A 15,648-nucleotide genomic window follows, 5' to 3' on the forward strand; every position below is an offset into this window, starting at 1 on the left:
TTATCCTCCTCACGCATTTCTGCTCTCCCAAATACCCCTGCCCCTATGGCCGGCTTCGGCAAAGCCGTGCCATCTGAGATGGAATTTCACGATCCTGGTCTTGCCGCCGCCGAGGCCCGCACCTGCCACAGCAAATTGCGACTGGGTAAAGGTGACGAAGGGCTGGCCGTGCGAAAGCGCTTCCATGGCGGTTAGCCCATGGTTGCCGAGTTGCGCCCCGCCGACCAGACAGGCGACGAGAGCGGCGACGGCCGCAAATCGCAGGCTATACGCCTGCGGCAAAAAGGGCTGACCGTTCTCGACGGCATGGCGGGCGATAACCAGGGTTGCTAGCGATACATAGATCAGCAGGTTGATCGCCGCGAAGATCTGGAAGCCACGCGCACGGTCGCCCTCGGCGGCAAAAACCATGGCCGCGGCACAAATACCTGCCAGGGCGACGTAGGGTGCGATAATCTGCACCGGCAGTTTGCGCTGCCCCTGATCACCCTTCGGAGTGATGCGGAAATCCACGAAGGAACCGGTCATGTGATCACGCGCGGCGGCGAGGCTGCCCGCAAGCGACCAAGGCCAGCGCAACAGGATGAAGACCACCCCTTCCCAGCCGAAGAGCTTTGCATCGTACGGCCGGAACGTGCCAGACGCACGCCAGAAGATGGCGAAGACCGTCAGTACGATCGAAAGCGGCAGAGAATGCAGCAGGAATGCCGGATAGGTGACGTTGGCGAAAACATGGCCCGTGAGCAGTGCTGCGACCGGCAGCAGGAACATCACTGCCATGAAAGTCGAAAACAGCGGATACCAAAGCTGCGAAAACAGGAACTGAAACTTCAACTTCAGCGGCAGCCGGGCGACATGCCGGCCAGAATGCTGCAGGAGGATGGTGACCAGGCTCCGCGACCACTGGAACTCCTGCACCGCCAGATCGGCAAAGGTCGCCGGCCCGTCGCCATGGGCGATGGCATTGACCGCGTGGACCCCGCGCCAGCCGCCTGCATTCATCATCAGCGTGGTCGAATGGTCTTCTGCAAGCTCGGGGCCGAGCCCGCCGATCTTTCTCAGGGCTGCCGTTCGAACGGCATAGTGCGAGCCGATGCAGAGCGGTGCCCAGCCGTTGTTGTATCCGGCCTGCAGTGAACCATGCAGGCTCGCTTCCGCATAGAGCCTGCCACGGGCGGCCCAGCTTTCGGCGGCATTGGCATCGCAGATGCTGGGCGCCGAGACATAGCCGACTTCGGGATCTGAGAAGGGTCGCAGGACTTCGCGAAGATAGGTCGGCGTCGGCACATGATCGGCATCGAACTGGGCGACGAAATCATAACGGTCATAGCCGAAGTGATCATAGAAATAGGCGAGATTGCCTTCCTTGCAGCGCGTGCGGCGCGGCCAGGTGGAGCGGTGATATTCGCTCACGCCTTTGCGGGATGAGATCATGATGCCATGCTGCCCGCACCATCTCCTCGTCTCCTCGGACGGATCTTCGTCGGCGAGCCAGATATCGAACTCGACGCCCTTCTGATCGAGCATCGCAAGAAGCGTTTTGCGCACGACGGCGAAAGGTTCCGACGGCGCTTTGGTGACCACCATGGCGACCCGTCCCCTCGGCAGGTCGGCGGTCGATCTGACCTGCTTTGCATCGAGGAAGATCAGTATGAAATAGGCCGGAATCAGGGTGACCCAGGCAAGGATGAGGGTGACGAGCAGAAATGCCGGCCATGAAACAACGTGCGCGGGCTGAGCCCACCAGAGCCAGAAGTAGGCGAGCGCTGCCAGCCAGGAGGCGATGCCAAGACCATAGGCAGCTCGATTCCAACCGGCAAAGACGGGCTCGAACATCTCGGGTTTGGCGGCAGAAGACTGAGGTATGCGGGTGATTTCGGCTCTGGTGTTCATGCGATCACCTCCAGTCCGAAAGTCGGGCCGGCCGTGCGGATGATTGTGTCGATATCCGAAAGCACAGGCATGAAGTCCAGCTCCAGGCGAGCCTTTTTCGTATCGGCGAAAAGCGCAGGCGGATCACCCGCGCGGCGCGGCTGACAACGGATCGGCACCCTGCGGCCGGTCTTTCGTTTGACAGCATTGAGAATCTCGCCGACCGACGTGCCGCGGCCGGAGCCCAGATTGAGGCTCAAGGAATTGCCGCCAACGAGAAGATGGCGAACGGCGGCAAGATGCGCTTCGGCAAGATCGCTGACATGGATGTAATCCCTGACGCAGGTGCCGTCTTCCGTCGAATAGTCGGTGCCGAAAATGTCGAGGCTCTCGATCCGCCCGCTTGCGGCGAGAAGCGCGCGCGGGATCAGATGGGTTTCAGGATAGTGCCGCTCGGCAAGCTGGCCTTCCGGATCGGCGCCGGCCGCATTGAAATAGCGAAGTGCGGCGAAGCGGATGCCATAAGCGGCGGCATAATCCTCCAGGGCCATTTCGAAGATCAGCTTGGTCCTGCCATAGGGGTTGACCGGCTGTTGCGGGGTTTTCTCGCAGATCGGCAGCATCTCCGGAATGCCGTAGGTCGCGCAGCTGCTGGAAAAGACGATCCTGTCGATATTGCAATCGAGACAGGCGTCCAGCAGTGACAGGCTGCCGATGACATTGTTGCGATAATAGATGCTCGGCTTTTCTACGGATTCACCGACATAGGCGTTAGCGCCGCAATGGATGATACAATCCGGCGCATACTCGGCCATGACGTGGCGCAGCCTTGCCCCGTCGGCGATATCCGCCTGGATCAGCGGCCCCCACCGGACGCTGTCGATATGTCCGGTGGAAAGGTTGTCATAGGTGACCGGAACCATTCCGGCACGCGCAAGCGCCTTGCAGATGTGGCTGCCGATGAAGCCGGCACCACCCGTAACCAGGATGTAGCGGGGCATCTCATACGGCCTCTACCACTTCCTTGCCGGCAAGCAACGCATCGAAATAGGCTATCGTATGCTTGAGCCCGGTCTTCAGCTCCGTCGTCGGCCACCAATTCAACTCTTCTCTCGCTTTGGAAATATCCGGACGGCGCTGCTGCGGATCGTCCGCCACGGCCGGCAGGTAAACAATGCGCGAGCGCGAATTGGTCAGATCAAGGACGATTTCGGCCAAATCCCGCACAGTGATCTCCACCGGATTGCCGAGATTGATCGGACCGACGCAGTGTTCGCCGGCATCGGCGAAACGCAGGAAACCAGCGACGAGATCGTCGACATAGCAGAAGGAGCGTGTCTGCCGGCCATCGCCGTAGATCGTTATGTCGGTGTTGGAGAGCGCCTGGACGATGAAATTGGATACGACGCGTCCGTCATCAAGGCGCATACGCGGCCCATAGGTATTGAAGATCCGGCCAACCTTGATATCGACGCCATACTTGCGGTGGTAATCGAAAAACAGGGTTTCGGCTGACCGCTTGCCCTCGTCATAGCAGCCGCGCGGGCCGATTGAGTTGACATTGCCGAAATAGGTTTCGCGCTGCGGGTTCTCGTGCGGATCCCCATAGACTTCCGAAGTCGAGGACTGGACGACCGTGGCGCCGCTGCGACGCGCTGCATCGAGCGTATTGACGGCTCCAAGCACATTGGTCAGCAAGGTGCCGACGGGATCACGCTGATAGTCCGGCGGCGAGGCTGGCGAGGCAAAGTTGAAGATGATGGAAGCCTCGACGTCATAGGGCTGGCGCACGTCATGTTCCAAAAGCCGAAACCGGACGTTCTGCAGCAGATGCTCGATATTGACATGGCGGCCGGTGTAGAAATTGTCGAGACAGATGACCTGATGGCCGCGCTCGAGAAGTCGCTCGCAAAGATGGGAACCCAAGAAGCCGGCGCCTCCGTTGACCAGCACGGTTTTTGACCGCTGCCGTGGTGATCCGAATGCAGATCCTGAATATCCTTCTGTGGGAATGAAACTACGCATTACAAACTCCTTCCCATGTCATGTGGTCTTTCTTAGACCCTTCTATACTTTAGGCTCCCTCTTCTTCCGCCTCCATAACTTCAACGTGAAGTGGCGTTAAAGAATAACAAACTCCGTTATTCTTCGAAAAATTGCACCTATGGTCGAAATGATAGGAGGATATCAGGGAAGGTCAACTTCAAAACACGGGAGCAATTCTAAATAGCTACAGTATTAAACTTAGGAATTCGCTTGATTAATCCTTCTCTGTGACTATGGTGCCATGCTTTCCGTCCGGCCGCTCCAGCTTCAGTCAATGAAGCCGATGTATGGAGTTGGTCGGACATTTGTGTTCGAGGGCGCGTCGCTATTGCCCTGCCGATAGAGGGGTTCTTCAATGACGACTCATCACCGCATGCATGGTCGAGTGCCATGCAGTTTCAGCTCTCTGGCTTCGGCTGCGACGATTGTTCTTTCAGCCATAGGACCGATGTCATGCGCGGTCGTCGATACGGCGATCGTGGGAAGCACGGAGAAGAGTGTCCTTGTAGCAAGCGTGCCGCATGCCGCGAAGGACTTCGCCTATTCCTCCGAACCGAAGACCGCCTCGGCTAGAGTGACCGCCGCGGTCTATCCCGGTTCCGGGCCATACATCTGCTCACCGAGCGGTTTCGGCCAGAAATCACGCTGCTTTGCTCGCTCGTCCCGGATGGATTGATGGTCTAGTGCGGCCACCTGCCGGAGAGATCGCCGCTGTCCGACGTATCGTTGAAGAAACGTGAGGCCGCTTCCGTGCGATTTCTCACATTCATCTTCTTATAGATATTGCGGACGTGGACCTTAACCGTGTTTTCGGACAGGTGAAGCTTGTCGGCAATGATCTTGTTCTGCGTGCCCTTGCAGATGAGGTCGAGGATCTGCACCTCGCGCGTGGTCAGAGCCGCCATGCTGTTGCGGCGAAGCTTCAGCGCATTGGCACGCGCTGCGTCGACGGACTTCGTCTGGTATAGCGAGGGCTCAAGTTGTGCCGTCGCGCGGTTGGACAGGCGACCTAGAAGTGCGGATGGAAAATGCTCGCCGCCCTTCATCAGCAGGTCGATTGCCGCCATGAAGACATCCAGCCGCAGATTGAGCGGAAGGACGCCATCGACGACGCGCGCTTCGACAAGACGGCTGATATAGGGTTCCATCATGTCGATAGCTTCGACGACAAGGCCGATGGATGCGTCCGGACGGCTTTCACGAACGACCTGCAGCGCATCGTGCAACTCGGCGCCGGCGACATGATAGAAAAGAACAAGCCGCATGTCTTGAATATCCTTCTCGGATATGGACTGCGCGCTCGATACGCTTACGACATCGAAATTCGGGAATTTCTTTGCCAATGCCTCAACCATGCATTCGGAGAACAAGTCCGCCTTAGCGATTACCAGGACTGTTTCTCCGTTCGGGCTCAGTCTTCTTGCCTGATCCGAATTTCCGACTTCCGACCCAACCATGAACATATACGCCTCCCCTAGCGCTACACTTTACAAAACTCGGAGCATCTACTCCCATTGGCGCGATGGCGGGTATTACATGCCAACGAACATTGCCCCTAGGCATGTGACCGCCTTATCTTTTAGGCATTTCTTAATTATGGTAATATGAATTACGAAGGAAAGAAATGGCCCAAATGGGTTAGTTGTCACAAAGTTATATTTATTTTTTGCCACTTTATGGTTGTATTTCAGACAAGAAACATACCAGCGGGCGGTATTTCAACTAAATCACGATATAAAGCGGCGTGTATTAGTTCGAGACATACGAAAGCAACGTGGTAATGAACAGATGATATTTTAAAATAAGAGAGAGAACCTTACGGGCTTAACTTCGCTATATCGCTATCATTCGAAGCAGTCTGATTCCGAGGCATGGAATGCTGTCCCGAATTCGTACACAGCTTCGCCGGGTCTGCGATCCGGCGCGGCTTAATCAGTGTGCTGAAGCCGCCTCTCGGATGCCTTAGCCCGAATTGATATCTATCGGGACCCATTTTTTTCCATCAGTCTGCGATAGTCGCCCAAGCGGTGACGTGAAAATCAAGTATCGGCATGTGTTTTTGATACTTGGTCTTCTTTCGAGGAAACTCAAAAAGAAGTTCGACTGTCTTGCTCGCGCTCATATCGAGTCCGGGACCGGATCTGTGCGTCTTTGTACTGAGTAGGCACTATCCCAATACAGAATTTGGCCAACAAATCGCGATAATCTGCAGGTGAAAAGGTACCAAGTACATCTGCCCATATTAGCGCAATGGAGCAAGCGCGAGCAAAGATCCCATTTGAGATGAGAGGGACTTCGAAAGCTGCTCCAGTTTTTTTCTGGAGGGAACTGTAATGCCTTATGATTCCAAGGGTTCGGATGACGACACCGTCAAGGTGGGCGCTTTGGCCGATGGCTTTTCCAGCGCCATAAATTCGACCGAAATCGATGACGATTCCACAGGTTACGTCGGCGGTATCGCCAATGGCGACAATCGCAATAACACCGACAACAGCACGGACGTCAACGTCAATGCCGACGTGGACGTGAAGGCCGACAACGGCGACAACCGCGACAATGAATACGACTGGTCCTACAAGTCGGACGACGACACCAAGACGACCACCATAAATGACAACGACACAACCACCACCACGAAGTCGGACTACGACTGGAGCTACGATTCCAAGTCTTACAGCGACAACGATACTACAACGATCAGCGACAACGACACGTTCACCAAGACCGAGACTGACATTAAGACGGTCACGGATACCAAGACGACCAGCGACAGCTTCAACAAGACGGACACGGATTTTGCCGTCATCCATGATGTCAAGGACTTCGGAAACCTCGGCGTTGCCGGCCACGACCTTACCTTTGACATCGGCGATGACTTCTCCTTCACCCTCGATGTCGACAGCATTCTCAACAATTCGCTGAACGGCGAGGGCAACGACACCGGTTTCAGCATCGTCCAGGCGAACCATCTCGCAGATCAGGATCAGGCCTGGAACGTCAGGATGGACAACGCCGGTGCTCAGAATCATCTGAATGCGGATGCCGGCACCGCTCATGGTGCTGACGGCGTCGATATGGACGGCAAGAGCTGGGATCTCAAGACAGGCGACGACGTCGCAGGCACTTCGACGGCAGATGCTTCCGCGATCCTTGCCAACTCGGGCTTCCATCTGGAGCTCGTGCAGGGCGCCAACATGCTCAGCAATACAGTCGACTCCAGTGTCATCGGCGGCAACTCGCATGTTTCCGATGTCGGCGACGACAGCAGCGGACACTAACCTCCTAGACCAAGAAAGGACTGCACCGGCCTCGGCCGGTGCAGTTTGAATGCTTGCGTGCGAATTGACGAACAGCGCGGCTCCAGCAGAAGGGGATCGCATGGCCGGTCGTTTCTTCGACAGGGAGGGCCAAGGCAATGCAAATCGAGAAATTCTCAGAAATCATCGCCCATTTCATCGGCATATTCGAAACGACGACCGAAGAGATGAGGCTGCGTGCGGAGCTGACGGAGGGCACGGGTCCTGCGGAAAACGATCCGGCGCTCGACGATCTGGTCAACAGCGCTCCCGCCTTCGCTTCCGATCTCATGCTCAAAGATTACGATCCCGACGTCGACTACAGAAGTGTGAGCTATGATATCCTCTACAGCAGTCCCCATCGGTTCGGCCGTCCCTTCGAGGAAAGCCTCGAAAAGCTTTCCGAAATCGCCCACCGCGACGTGCCGCTGCCCCGGTTCGGCAGCCCGCAGGACATTGATGTCGAAGCCGAGGAAAAGCTGGAAGTTTTCAATGGTCCCGGCTCGGCGAGCGGATACGCCACGCAAATAAACATGCTCGATGACGATGATTTCCTCGACATGACGAATGGCGACCATGCCCCGCGCGATACGAACTTCGTTAGCGAACGGCTGGCCGAGTTCAGTGCAGATGCCGAAATCTTCACTCCCTTTGCCAGCCTGCAACGGACCGACACTTTCGAAGGTGTCAAGCAAACTGCCGATGAGATGGAAGCCTATATTCGGGCGGTAAAGGATTCTGGCCGAGCCCCGATCGGAACGACCGAACCGCCGGCAGACAATCCAAATAATCAGGCCCATGATTTCGTGCTGGCGGGTGACGAGATCTCCGGAACCTATATGAACAGCAAGCTTGTTTCCGAGGTTTCGGCGCTCAATGACTTGCTGCCGGACCGTGATCTTGCCAAACCGCCCGAAGATCCAGACGAAAGCCAGGCATCCGTCGAGCAGCATGACCCAGCTTCAAACAGCCTGGAGGTCACCGCTGGCGCGAACCTGCTCGCGAACATAGCTTCCGTCGTCACCACTGCAGTAATCTCCCCCGTCACGGCTGTCATGGGTGACCATCACCAGATCGACGCCATCACACAGGTCTATGTCTACAGCGACAACGACGACATCGCCTCCGTATTCCATTCCTCGGCCGATGGCGCAGAGAGTGCCGGTGTCTCCGCCTATAATATTGCAAGCTTCGAACGCAGCACTTTCCAACACGACCAATCCCTGACAATCGTCGATGCTCAAGACGATCCCATCTTTCCAACGGCCTGGCGTGTCAGCGTCATCGATGGTGACATCTCCTTCGTAAACTGGGTCGAGCAATATCATTTCGTCAGCGACAACGACACGATGATCGTCACGACGAGCGGTTCGGAGACGACGGTTCTGACCGGTGGCAATACGACACTGAACTTTTCGTCGTTTTTCCAGATGAGTTCGCAGTACGATCTGGTGATCGTCGGTGGCAGTGTCTACGACATCAACAGCATCACACAGATTTCGCTTCTCTACGACAACGACTGGGCTCGCGCCGAAGACGGCGTGGACGACAATGCCACCATCCAGTCCGGCAACAATCTCATCTGGAATTTTGCCGCGATCCATAATGTCGGGGCTGCCGACCGGTTCGAGACCATGCCGGACTATATGCACGAGGGGGAGAAGGGAATCCAGGAGCGTGATCCGACAATGCCCGAAGGCTTGTCCAACGATCTCAACTTCCAGGGCTACATCGGCCTGAATGTTCTCTACATCACCGGCAATCTTTTCGACATGACGATCATTAAGCAGGTCGCAGTCCTTGGAGATTCCGACGACGTAACCCAGGCCGCAGCCGAGCTTCTGAAGGATAACCGGGACGCCGTGGTCACGATCGATACGGGCAGCAATACCATCGCCAATATCGCTGAAATCATCGACTACGACAGCTTCGGCAGTACCACCTATGTTGCCGGTCAGCTCTATTCCGACGCTATTCTCATTCAGGGTGGGATCATCGAACACGATACCACCCAGCCCGAAATGGCGGGCCAGAAACTGGCCAATGAAGTCATCGCCTTCCTCAATGACGATGACGCCCACGACAGTGCGGACAGCGGCGACGGCATCATCAACGGCGGGCACGACCTTTCATGGTCTTCCGCCCACCCGTCTGACGTGATGCAAGCCGTGGTCGCGTGACCAGCGTATCTGGGAGAGGCCGCGATGAACCAGATCTCAAATTCAAAGCAAACTTTTGCCGATGGCAGCGTACTCGACCTGCGCGCAAACAAGCCTTCCTCAACGGAGCCGGCTGCCGAGGACATTCTGACGCAAACCTGCATTTCGGTGATCGACGATGCGGTCGGCCGTCTTCGCAGATTGTCGGGCAAGCCGAAGACCGATTCTCAAGAGGTCGAGGTTGTTGACGCGGAGAAAATAGATGGAGCGCAAGCCGTCATGCCTGTCACACAGCCCGAACCGAAGCCGGCGGCAGTGGCAATGCCCTTCGTCGATCCGATAGAGCGAAAAGCAAAATCGCAGCCCATTGAAGAAATGCAGGCACCGGCGGGGCCGGAAATCGAAGCACGGCGCACGCCCGAAGACACTACCGAACTCAAGGTCAATCCTGATATTCCTTTCGCCAAGACGATCGATGGCGACAGCGGCCCCGTGAAGGAGAATGAGCGCCGCCTGCGTTCCGGCGGTGACGGTGGCGGCAAGGATCCGGATTTCGCCGGTGGTGGCAAGGGCGGTGGCGGCGGAAGCAGCGGCTTTCACAAACGCAGCGAACCGGTGAATTTTGCGTTGAGCCTTTCGCACGGTATCGCCGTCATAAGGCGCAACCTCGCAATCGTCATGGTCTTCACCATCGCGATCAACGTGCTCCTGCTGGCAATCCCGCTCTACCTCTTCCAGATTTCCGACCGTGTGCTGACGAGCCGTTCGATCGATACGCTGGTTATGCTTTCAATCGTGGTGGTGGGAGCCGTTCTCTTACAGGCCTTCCTCGATTCCGTCCGGCGCTTCGTTCTGATGCGGACTGCCGTCGAACTGGAAGTCCAGCTGGGCGCCCCGATCCTCAGTGCGGCCGCACGCGCCTCGCTGCATGGAAGCGGCAAGGATTACCAAATCCTGCAGGACCTTCAGCTTCTGCGAAGCTTCCTGACGTCAGGCACGCTGATTGCCTTTCTCGATGCACCGTTGATGCCGCTCTTCGTGATCGTGGTCTATCTGGTGCATCCGCATCTCGGCATCATCATCATGACCTGCTGTGCGGTGCTATTTATGATCGCTTTCCTGAACCAGAAGTTCACGGCCAAACAGTTTGCCGAGTCCAACAGCTATCTCAGCCGCGCGAACTTCCATCTCGATTCCATGTCGCGTAACTCGCAGATCATCAACGCGCTCGCCATGATTCCCGAGGCGGTGAAGATGTGGGGCAGGGAAACCGCCGGCTCGCTGAAATCCCACGTACAGGCGCAGGATCGCAACATCATGTTCACGGGCGTTTCCAAAGCCTGCCGCATGATCACTCAGGTCGGACTTCTCGGCTGGGGCGCGCATCTGTCACTCTCAGGAGAGCTGACCGGCGGCATGGTCATCGCAGCTTCGATCATTTCCGGCCGCGCGCTGGCGCCGATCGAAGGGGCAATCGAAGGCTGGCATCAGTTCAACCGGTCGGCCGCCGCCTATGGTCGCATCAAGAACCTGCTGCTTACCTCGCCGCTCAACTTCCCGCGTCTGCGCCTTCCCAATCCGGAAGGGCGGCTCGATGTGGAGCGGGTCCTTTTCGTTCCGCCGCCGCAGAAGAAAGTGATCCTGAACGGTATCTCCTTCTCGCTGAGGAAGGGTGAATCGCTGGCGATCATCGGCAATTCCGGTTCCGGAAAGACGACGCTCGGCAAGATGCTGGTAGGCTCGATCCTGCCGACCTCCGGCAATGTGCGCTTGGACCTCATGGATCTGCGCAACTGGGACCAGCGACAGTTCGGCGAAAGCATCGGCTATCTGCCGCAAGATGTGCAGCTCTTTCCAGGTACCATCAAGGCCAATATCTGCCGAATGCGCGATGACGTCGAAGACCGGCAGATATACGAGGCAGCCGTCCTGGCCGACGTGCATGAACTGATCGCAGGCTTTCCCCAGGGCTACGAGACCGTCGTCGCAGCCGATGGCGCGCCGCTTTCGGGCGGCCAGAAGCAGCGCATCGCATTGGCCCGCGCCTTCTTCGGCGATCCGAAATTCGTCGTGCTCGACGAGCCCAATTCCAACCTCGACACTCAGGGCGAAGCCGCGCTGGCTAAAGCGCTAATCCACGCCAAGAAACAGGGAATCACGACTGTCACGATCACACAGCGCCCGGCACTTCTGCAATGCGTGGACAAGATCATGGTTCTCAAGGACGGCACGGTCGCGATGTTCGGCGAGCGCATGGAAGTCCTGCAGGCGCTCTCCAAGGGTAACGGTCGCAACGAACAGCAGACATCGCATATCGAAAGGTGACGGCAATGCGAAAAAAGAAACAGGAAGGAGCCGGCCCGGGACAGCTCGAATGGTATGACGACGTCCCACGCTCCATCCGTTCCCACAGCCTTGTTGGCCTGACAGTACTTTTCGCTTCATTCGGCGGTTTCGGATATTGGGCGGCAACCGCGCCGCTTGCCTCGGCAATCATCGCCCAGGGCAGCTTCGTTGCGACCGGCAACAATAAGGTCGTCCAGCATCTTGAAGGCGGCATCATCAAGGAAATGATGGTCGGCGAGGGAGCAAGCGTCAAGGAGGGCGATGTGCTGCTGACGCTCGACCAGACGGCTGCCCTGACCAACGAACGTATGCTGAACTTAAGGCGCCTGCGCCTGGAAGCTGTCGTGGCGCGGCTGAGAGCCGAAGCCCAGGGAACGCATGAGCTCAAACTCCCTGATACCGTGATGGAACAGGCAAGTGATCCCGACGTCAACGCCATCATCGAAAGCCAGAACGTTGTTTTCCATAGCAAGCGTGTCAAGCTCGAAGAGCAACTCAACCTCATCGAGAAGAACATCAAGTCGCTGGAATACCGCTTCGAGGGCTACAAGGGTCAGCGCGAATCTTTCGAACGGCAACTGGCACTCCTGTCGGACGAGCGCGATTCCAAGGAGCGGCTCGTCAAGGTCGGCTATATGCGCAAGACCGATCTTCTAGCAATCGAACGCGCCATTGCCGATGCTATGGGCGACATTTCCCGCCTGAACGGCGAGCTGAATGAGAGCGAGGCGGAAATCGCCAAGTTCCGCCAGGAAGCGGTCATCGCCGTCAACTCCAACAAGCAAGCGGCACTCGATGCACTGGAGACGGCTGAATCCGATCTCGACGGCGTTCGCGAACAAGCACGGGAGGCATCCGGCGTTCTGGAACGCACAACCATCCGCTCGCCTGTCACAGGTACTGTGGTGCGATCCTACTATCATACGGCCGGCGGCGTCATCACCACTGGAAAGCCAATCATGGAGATCCTGCCGGCGCATGTGCCGCTGATCCTGGAGGCGCAGGTATTGCGTACTTCCATCGATCAGTTGCACGAGGGACAGACGGCCGCGATCCGCCTGACCGCCCTCAATAGACGCACCACACCGGTTCTGGAAGGAAAGGTCTTCTATGTTTCGGCAGATTCCGTCGAGGAAAATGCCGGCTTATCCGTAAAGGACGTGTACATCGTGCGCGTGCAGATTCCGGACTCGGAAATCGCCCGCGTTCACAACTTCCACCCGGTTCCCGGCATGCCGGCCGAAGTGCTGCTCCAGACCTCGGAACGCACCTTCTTCGAATATCTGAGCAAGCCGGTTGTCGACAGCATGTCGCGCGCCTTCAAGGAGCGTTAACTTCAGAAATTTCCAAAGCGTTCAACGAAATGATCTGATATAGTTCATGTATTATCGGCCTTGATCTGAAGGAGTTCAGCATGCCGGCCATGTCAGATGTCTTATTGAGTGTTGGCCGGCTAAACTATGTCTGGACGAATACAGAAAGCCTTCTGATCTATATTATCGCCCACCTTCTCAAAGTGGAGAAGGATGCGGCGATCGTGGTTTTCCTGACGCTTAATACGACACGCGCGCGCATAGACCTCGTCGAGCGCCTCGCAAAGCTTCCTTCGACGCCAGCTGCGGACCGCAAGGCGGTTCTCTCCGCCATGTCGCGCCTGAAGAAGGAGTCGAAGATGCGCAACAAATACAATCATTGCATCTATTCCTTCGATGAGAAGGGTGAAATCTCAAGCACGCAGCTCATGCGCCTCGTCGAGGACGATAAGGAAATCCGCTACGGCAAGATCGAACAGATGGACGATCGGGAAATGGAGCTTCTGGACAAATCGATTGGCGAAATCGTCAATATCAGCAAGGCGCTATGGGCTTTCATTCATGCAAGCCCACGGATTGTAGCACTCTAATATTGCAGGCCGAAAACGGCTGCCGTGGGCTAATCCCATTTCGTCTCAAGGAATCACCCGGACGGTTTATTTGAAGATCGATGTTTCCCACTAGGCTCGAATCTCCCGAATTGCGTACGGAGTATTGGGAGGGGGCATGCACATCGATATCATTGATACCGTCGCCGGCTTCGACGCGGTTCGCGACAATTGGGATCAGGTTTATCGGGACGATCCAGACGCCCAACATTTTCTCTCCTGGACCTGGCTCAAGGACTTTCTTGGGCATCACGGCCGCTGGTTCGTCCTGGCGCTGCGCGATCGGAAACCGGGTGCTTCCTATGTCGCCTTTTTGCCGCTGAGATTGCTCACGAAATTCGATGAGCAGAGCGGGCTTTTCTACGATGAAATCGTCATGGGCGGGAATTATTCGGCCGACTATACCGGCCTCATCGTCATGCCCGGCTGCGAACAAAAGGCGATCCACGGCTTTGCGGCTTACCTCAGACAGCAGAACTGGACACATCTCCGGCTGGACCATTTCAGCGGGCCGCCGGAACGGCGGGAGAAGATGATCCTGGCGCTGCAGGGGCCGCTCGTCATGTTCCGCGACAGCGCCCCGACCACCCATGACAATATCGACAATACGATCTGTCCGGTCGTCTCTCTACCTGCAAGTTGGGACGACTACCTGGAGCAGAAAATGAGCAGCCAGACACGTCGGAAGCTGCGCCGCTTTATGCGCAAGCTGGATGGCGACGAAGGCTACCGGATCACCATGGCAACGCCTGAGACCATTGACCGAGATCTCGCCATTCTGTTCGATTTCTGGCGCACGCGATGGACGGAGCGCAAAGGGCCGGAGCGGACGGAGCGGCTTATCAATTCCACCCGTGAGATGCTGATGGACTGCTTCAAGAGCGGCACACTCGATGTCCCAGTCTTCTGGTTCGGCGAAAGGCCGCTCGGCGCCCTCGCCAACATCATCGACCATCCGAAAAAGACGATCCTCTTCTATATTACCGGTCGTGACGAGAGCTGGAAGACGCCGTCTTCCGGTCTGGTGCTGCATGGATACTGCATTCGCCGGGCGATCGAAGACGGCTTCCGGTTCTATGATTTCCTGCGCGGAAACGAACCTTACAAATATGTTTTCGGCGCTGACGAGCGTCGGATCAGCTATACGCTCTTCAGGACTCGCGACGGACGCAATCTCGGCGGCGTTCTACATCCCCGCAGCGTCAGCTACGTCTATCAGCAGGCACTCGAAATGTATCGAAAGGGCGAGAGAGGAAAAGCCGAGATCGTCTTCACCCAAGTTCTGCAATCCTCTCCAGGTCATGTCGGTGCCGAATTCGGCCTTGCCAACCTGCTCTTCGACCGAGGAAAGCTGATCGAAGCCCTTGCCTCCTACCAGTCGCTGCTGGAGCGCACCGCCGAACCACTGCCGATTGCACTTCGCCTTGGAGATACGCAACTGGCCTTGAAACTCTATGGGGACGCGGCCGAAACCTTCCGTCGCATCGGCGAGCAGGCGCCCCATGTGGTGCAGGCCCGTTACAAAGAAGGTGTCGCTCTCATCGCAACACGCCGTCTCACGCAGGCCGAGACAGTTCTTGCGGCGGTCCAGGATATCCATACCGACGATCCGGCGGCCATTCCCTATATCCAGCTTGCTTCCGTGGCGCTGGAGCGTGTACGCCAGCATAATGCGGCCCTGGCAGCCGATGAACAGATCCCTGAAGGCATGATGGGATTGCCCGGAAAGCGCGGCGGCGAGAAACGTCGCCCCCGTATGCATTAGAGCTTTGTTTTATGCATGTCGTTATCGCAAAAACCGCTGTACGGTTTTGTGCTACCTAATACTGGGGAGAGACGCAAGAAGCTCCTCGAGGCTTACGCGGAGGAGCTTTTGTTGAAGCGACTTGAATGGCAAAATATTCAGGTGTCGGTGGTTGCGGGGTCAGGATTTGAACCTGCGGCCTTCAGGTTATGGTGAGCTTTGCGAACGATGAGCTAGTGTCGCTAAGGGAAAGCGAAGTTTTCC

At 56.9% G+C, this 15,648-nt stretch carries 11 protein-coding genes; 7 read left to right on the forward strand and 4 right to left on the reverse strand.

The window, feature by feature from the left end:
- Positions 1 to 9: 9 nt before the first annotated feature.
- From FHT92_RS08440 to FHT92_RS08450, 3 genes are read right to left on the reverse strand one after another with little or no spacing between them, the layout of a single operon-like run.
- Positions 10 to 1,893 carry a glycosyltransferase family 2 protein gene (locus FHT92_RS08440; protein ID WP_183823777.1) on the reverse strand — a complete coding sequence of 628 codons (1,884 nt, stop codon included), beginning with the start codon at positions 1,891 to 1,893 and terminating at the stop codon, positions 10 to 12.
- Entirely contained in the window at positions 1,890 to 2,873 is a 984-nt protein-coding gene (galE, locus tag FHT92_RS08445) for a UDP-glucose 4-epimerase GalE (RefSeq protein ID WP_183823779.1), read from the reverse strand. Before galE ends, FHT92_RS08440 begins: the two co-directional genes overlap by 4 nt.
- A gap of 1 nt (position 2,874) precedes the next feature.
- On the reverse strand, positions 2,875 to 3,897 hold the full coding sequence (locus FHT92_RS08450; RefSeq protein ID WP_183823780.1) for a UDP-glucuronic acid decarboxylase family protein: 1,023 nt from the start codon (positions 3,895 to 3,897) through the stop codon (positions 2,875 to 2,877).
- A gap of 376 nt (positions 3,898 to 4,273) precedes the next feature.
- Here FHT92_RS08450 and FHT92_RS29830 point away from each other — a divergent pair, with 376 nt between their 5' ends.
- Complete coding sequence (locus FHT92_RS29830) at positions 4,274 to 4,594, forward strand: hypothetical protein (protein ID WP_409527138.1); 321 nt, start codon at positions 4,274 to 4,276, stop codon at positions 4,592 to 4,594.
- 4 nt (positions 4,595 to 4,598) lie between these two features.
- On the opposite strand, the gene FHT92_RS08455 is transcribed toward FHT92_RS29830, so the two are convergent.
- Positions 4,599 to 5,381: a response regulator transcription factor gene (locus tag FHT92_RS08455; protein WP_183745414.1), complete on the reverse strand. Its 783-nt coding sequence runs from the start codon at positions 5,379 to 5,381 to the stop codon at positions 4,599 to 4,601.
- An 870-nt stretch (positions 5,382 to 6,251) separates the two neighbouring features.
- Here FHT92_RS08455 and FHT92_RS08460 point away from each other — a divergent pair.
- The 6 genes from FHT92_RS08460 to FHT92_RS08485 all read left to right on the forward strand — a co-directional run bounded on the left by FHT92_RS08460 (position 6,252) and on the right by FHT92_RS08485 (position 15,405).
- Positions 6,252 to 7,196: a fibrinogen-binding protein gene (locus tag FHT92_RS08460; RefSeq protein WP_183823782.1), complete on the forward strand. Its 945-nt coding sequence runs from the start codon at positions 6,252 to 6,254 to the stop codon at positions 7,194 to 7,196.
- A 137-nt stretch (positions 7,197 to 7,333) separates the two neighbouring features.
- Positions 7,334 to 9,394, forward strand: a complete 2,061-nt coding sequence (locus FHT92_RS08465; protein WP_183823784.1) for a hypothetical protein — start codon at positions 7,334 to 7,336, stop codon at positions 9,392 to 9,394.
- Positions 9,395 to 9,418: 24 nt separating this feature from the next.
- The gene (locus FHT92_RS08470; protein ID WP_183823786.1) at positions 9,419 to 11,698 is read left to right on the forward strand and encodes a type I secretion system permease/ATPase; all 2,280 of its coding nucleotides are present in this window, start codon (positions 9,419 to 9,421) and stop codon (positions 11,696 to 11,698) included.
- A 5-nt stretch (positions 11,699 to 11,703) separates the two neighbouring features.
- A complete protein-coding gene (locus FHT92_RS08475; RefSeq protein ID WP_183823788.1) occupies positions 11,704 to 13,053 on the forward strand; it encodes an HlyD family type I secretion periplasmic adaptor subunit in 1,350 nt (449 codons plus the stop codon).
- Positions 13,054 to 13,133: 80 nt separating this feature from the next.
- The gene (locus tag FHT92_RS08480) at positions 13,134 to 13,622 is read left to right on the forward strand and encodes a hypothetical protein (protein WP_183745400.1); all 489 of its coding nucleotides are present in this window, start codon (positions 13,134 to 13,136) and stop codon (positions 13,620 to 13,622) included.
- A 136-nt stretch (positions 13,623 to 13,758) separates the two neighbouring features.
- On the forward strand, positions 13,759 to 15,405 hold the full coding sequence (locus tag FHT92_RS08485; protein ID WP_183823790.1) for a GNAT family N-acetyltransferase: 1,647 nt from the start codon (positions 13,759 to 13,761) through the stop codon (positions 15,403 to 15,405).
- Positions 15,406 to 15,648: the final 243 nt, after the last annotated feature.

The sequence above is a fragment of the Rhizobium sp. BK377 genome, assembly GCF_014193935.1.
GTDB lineage: Bacteria > Pseudomonadota > Alphaproteobacteria > Rhizobiales > Rhizobiaceae > Rhizobium.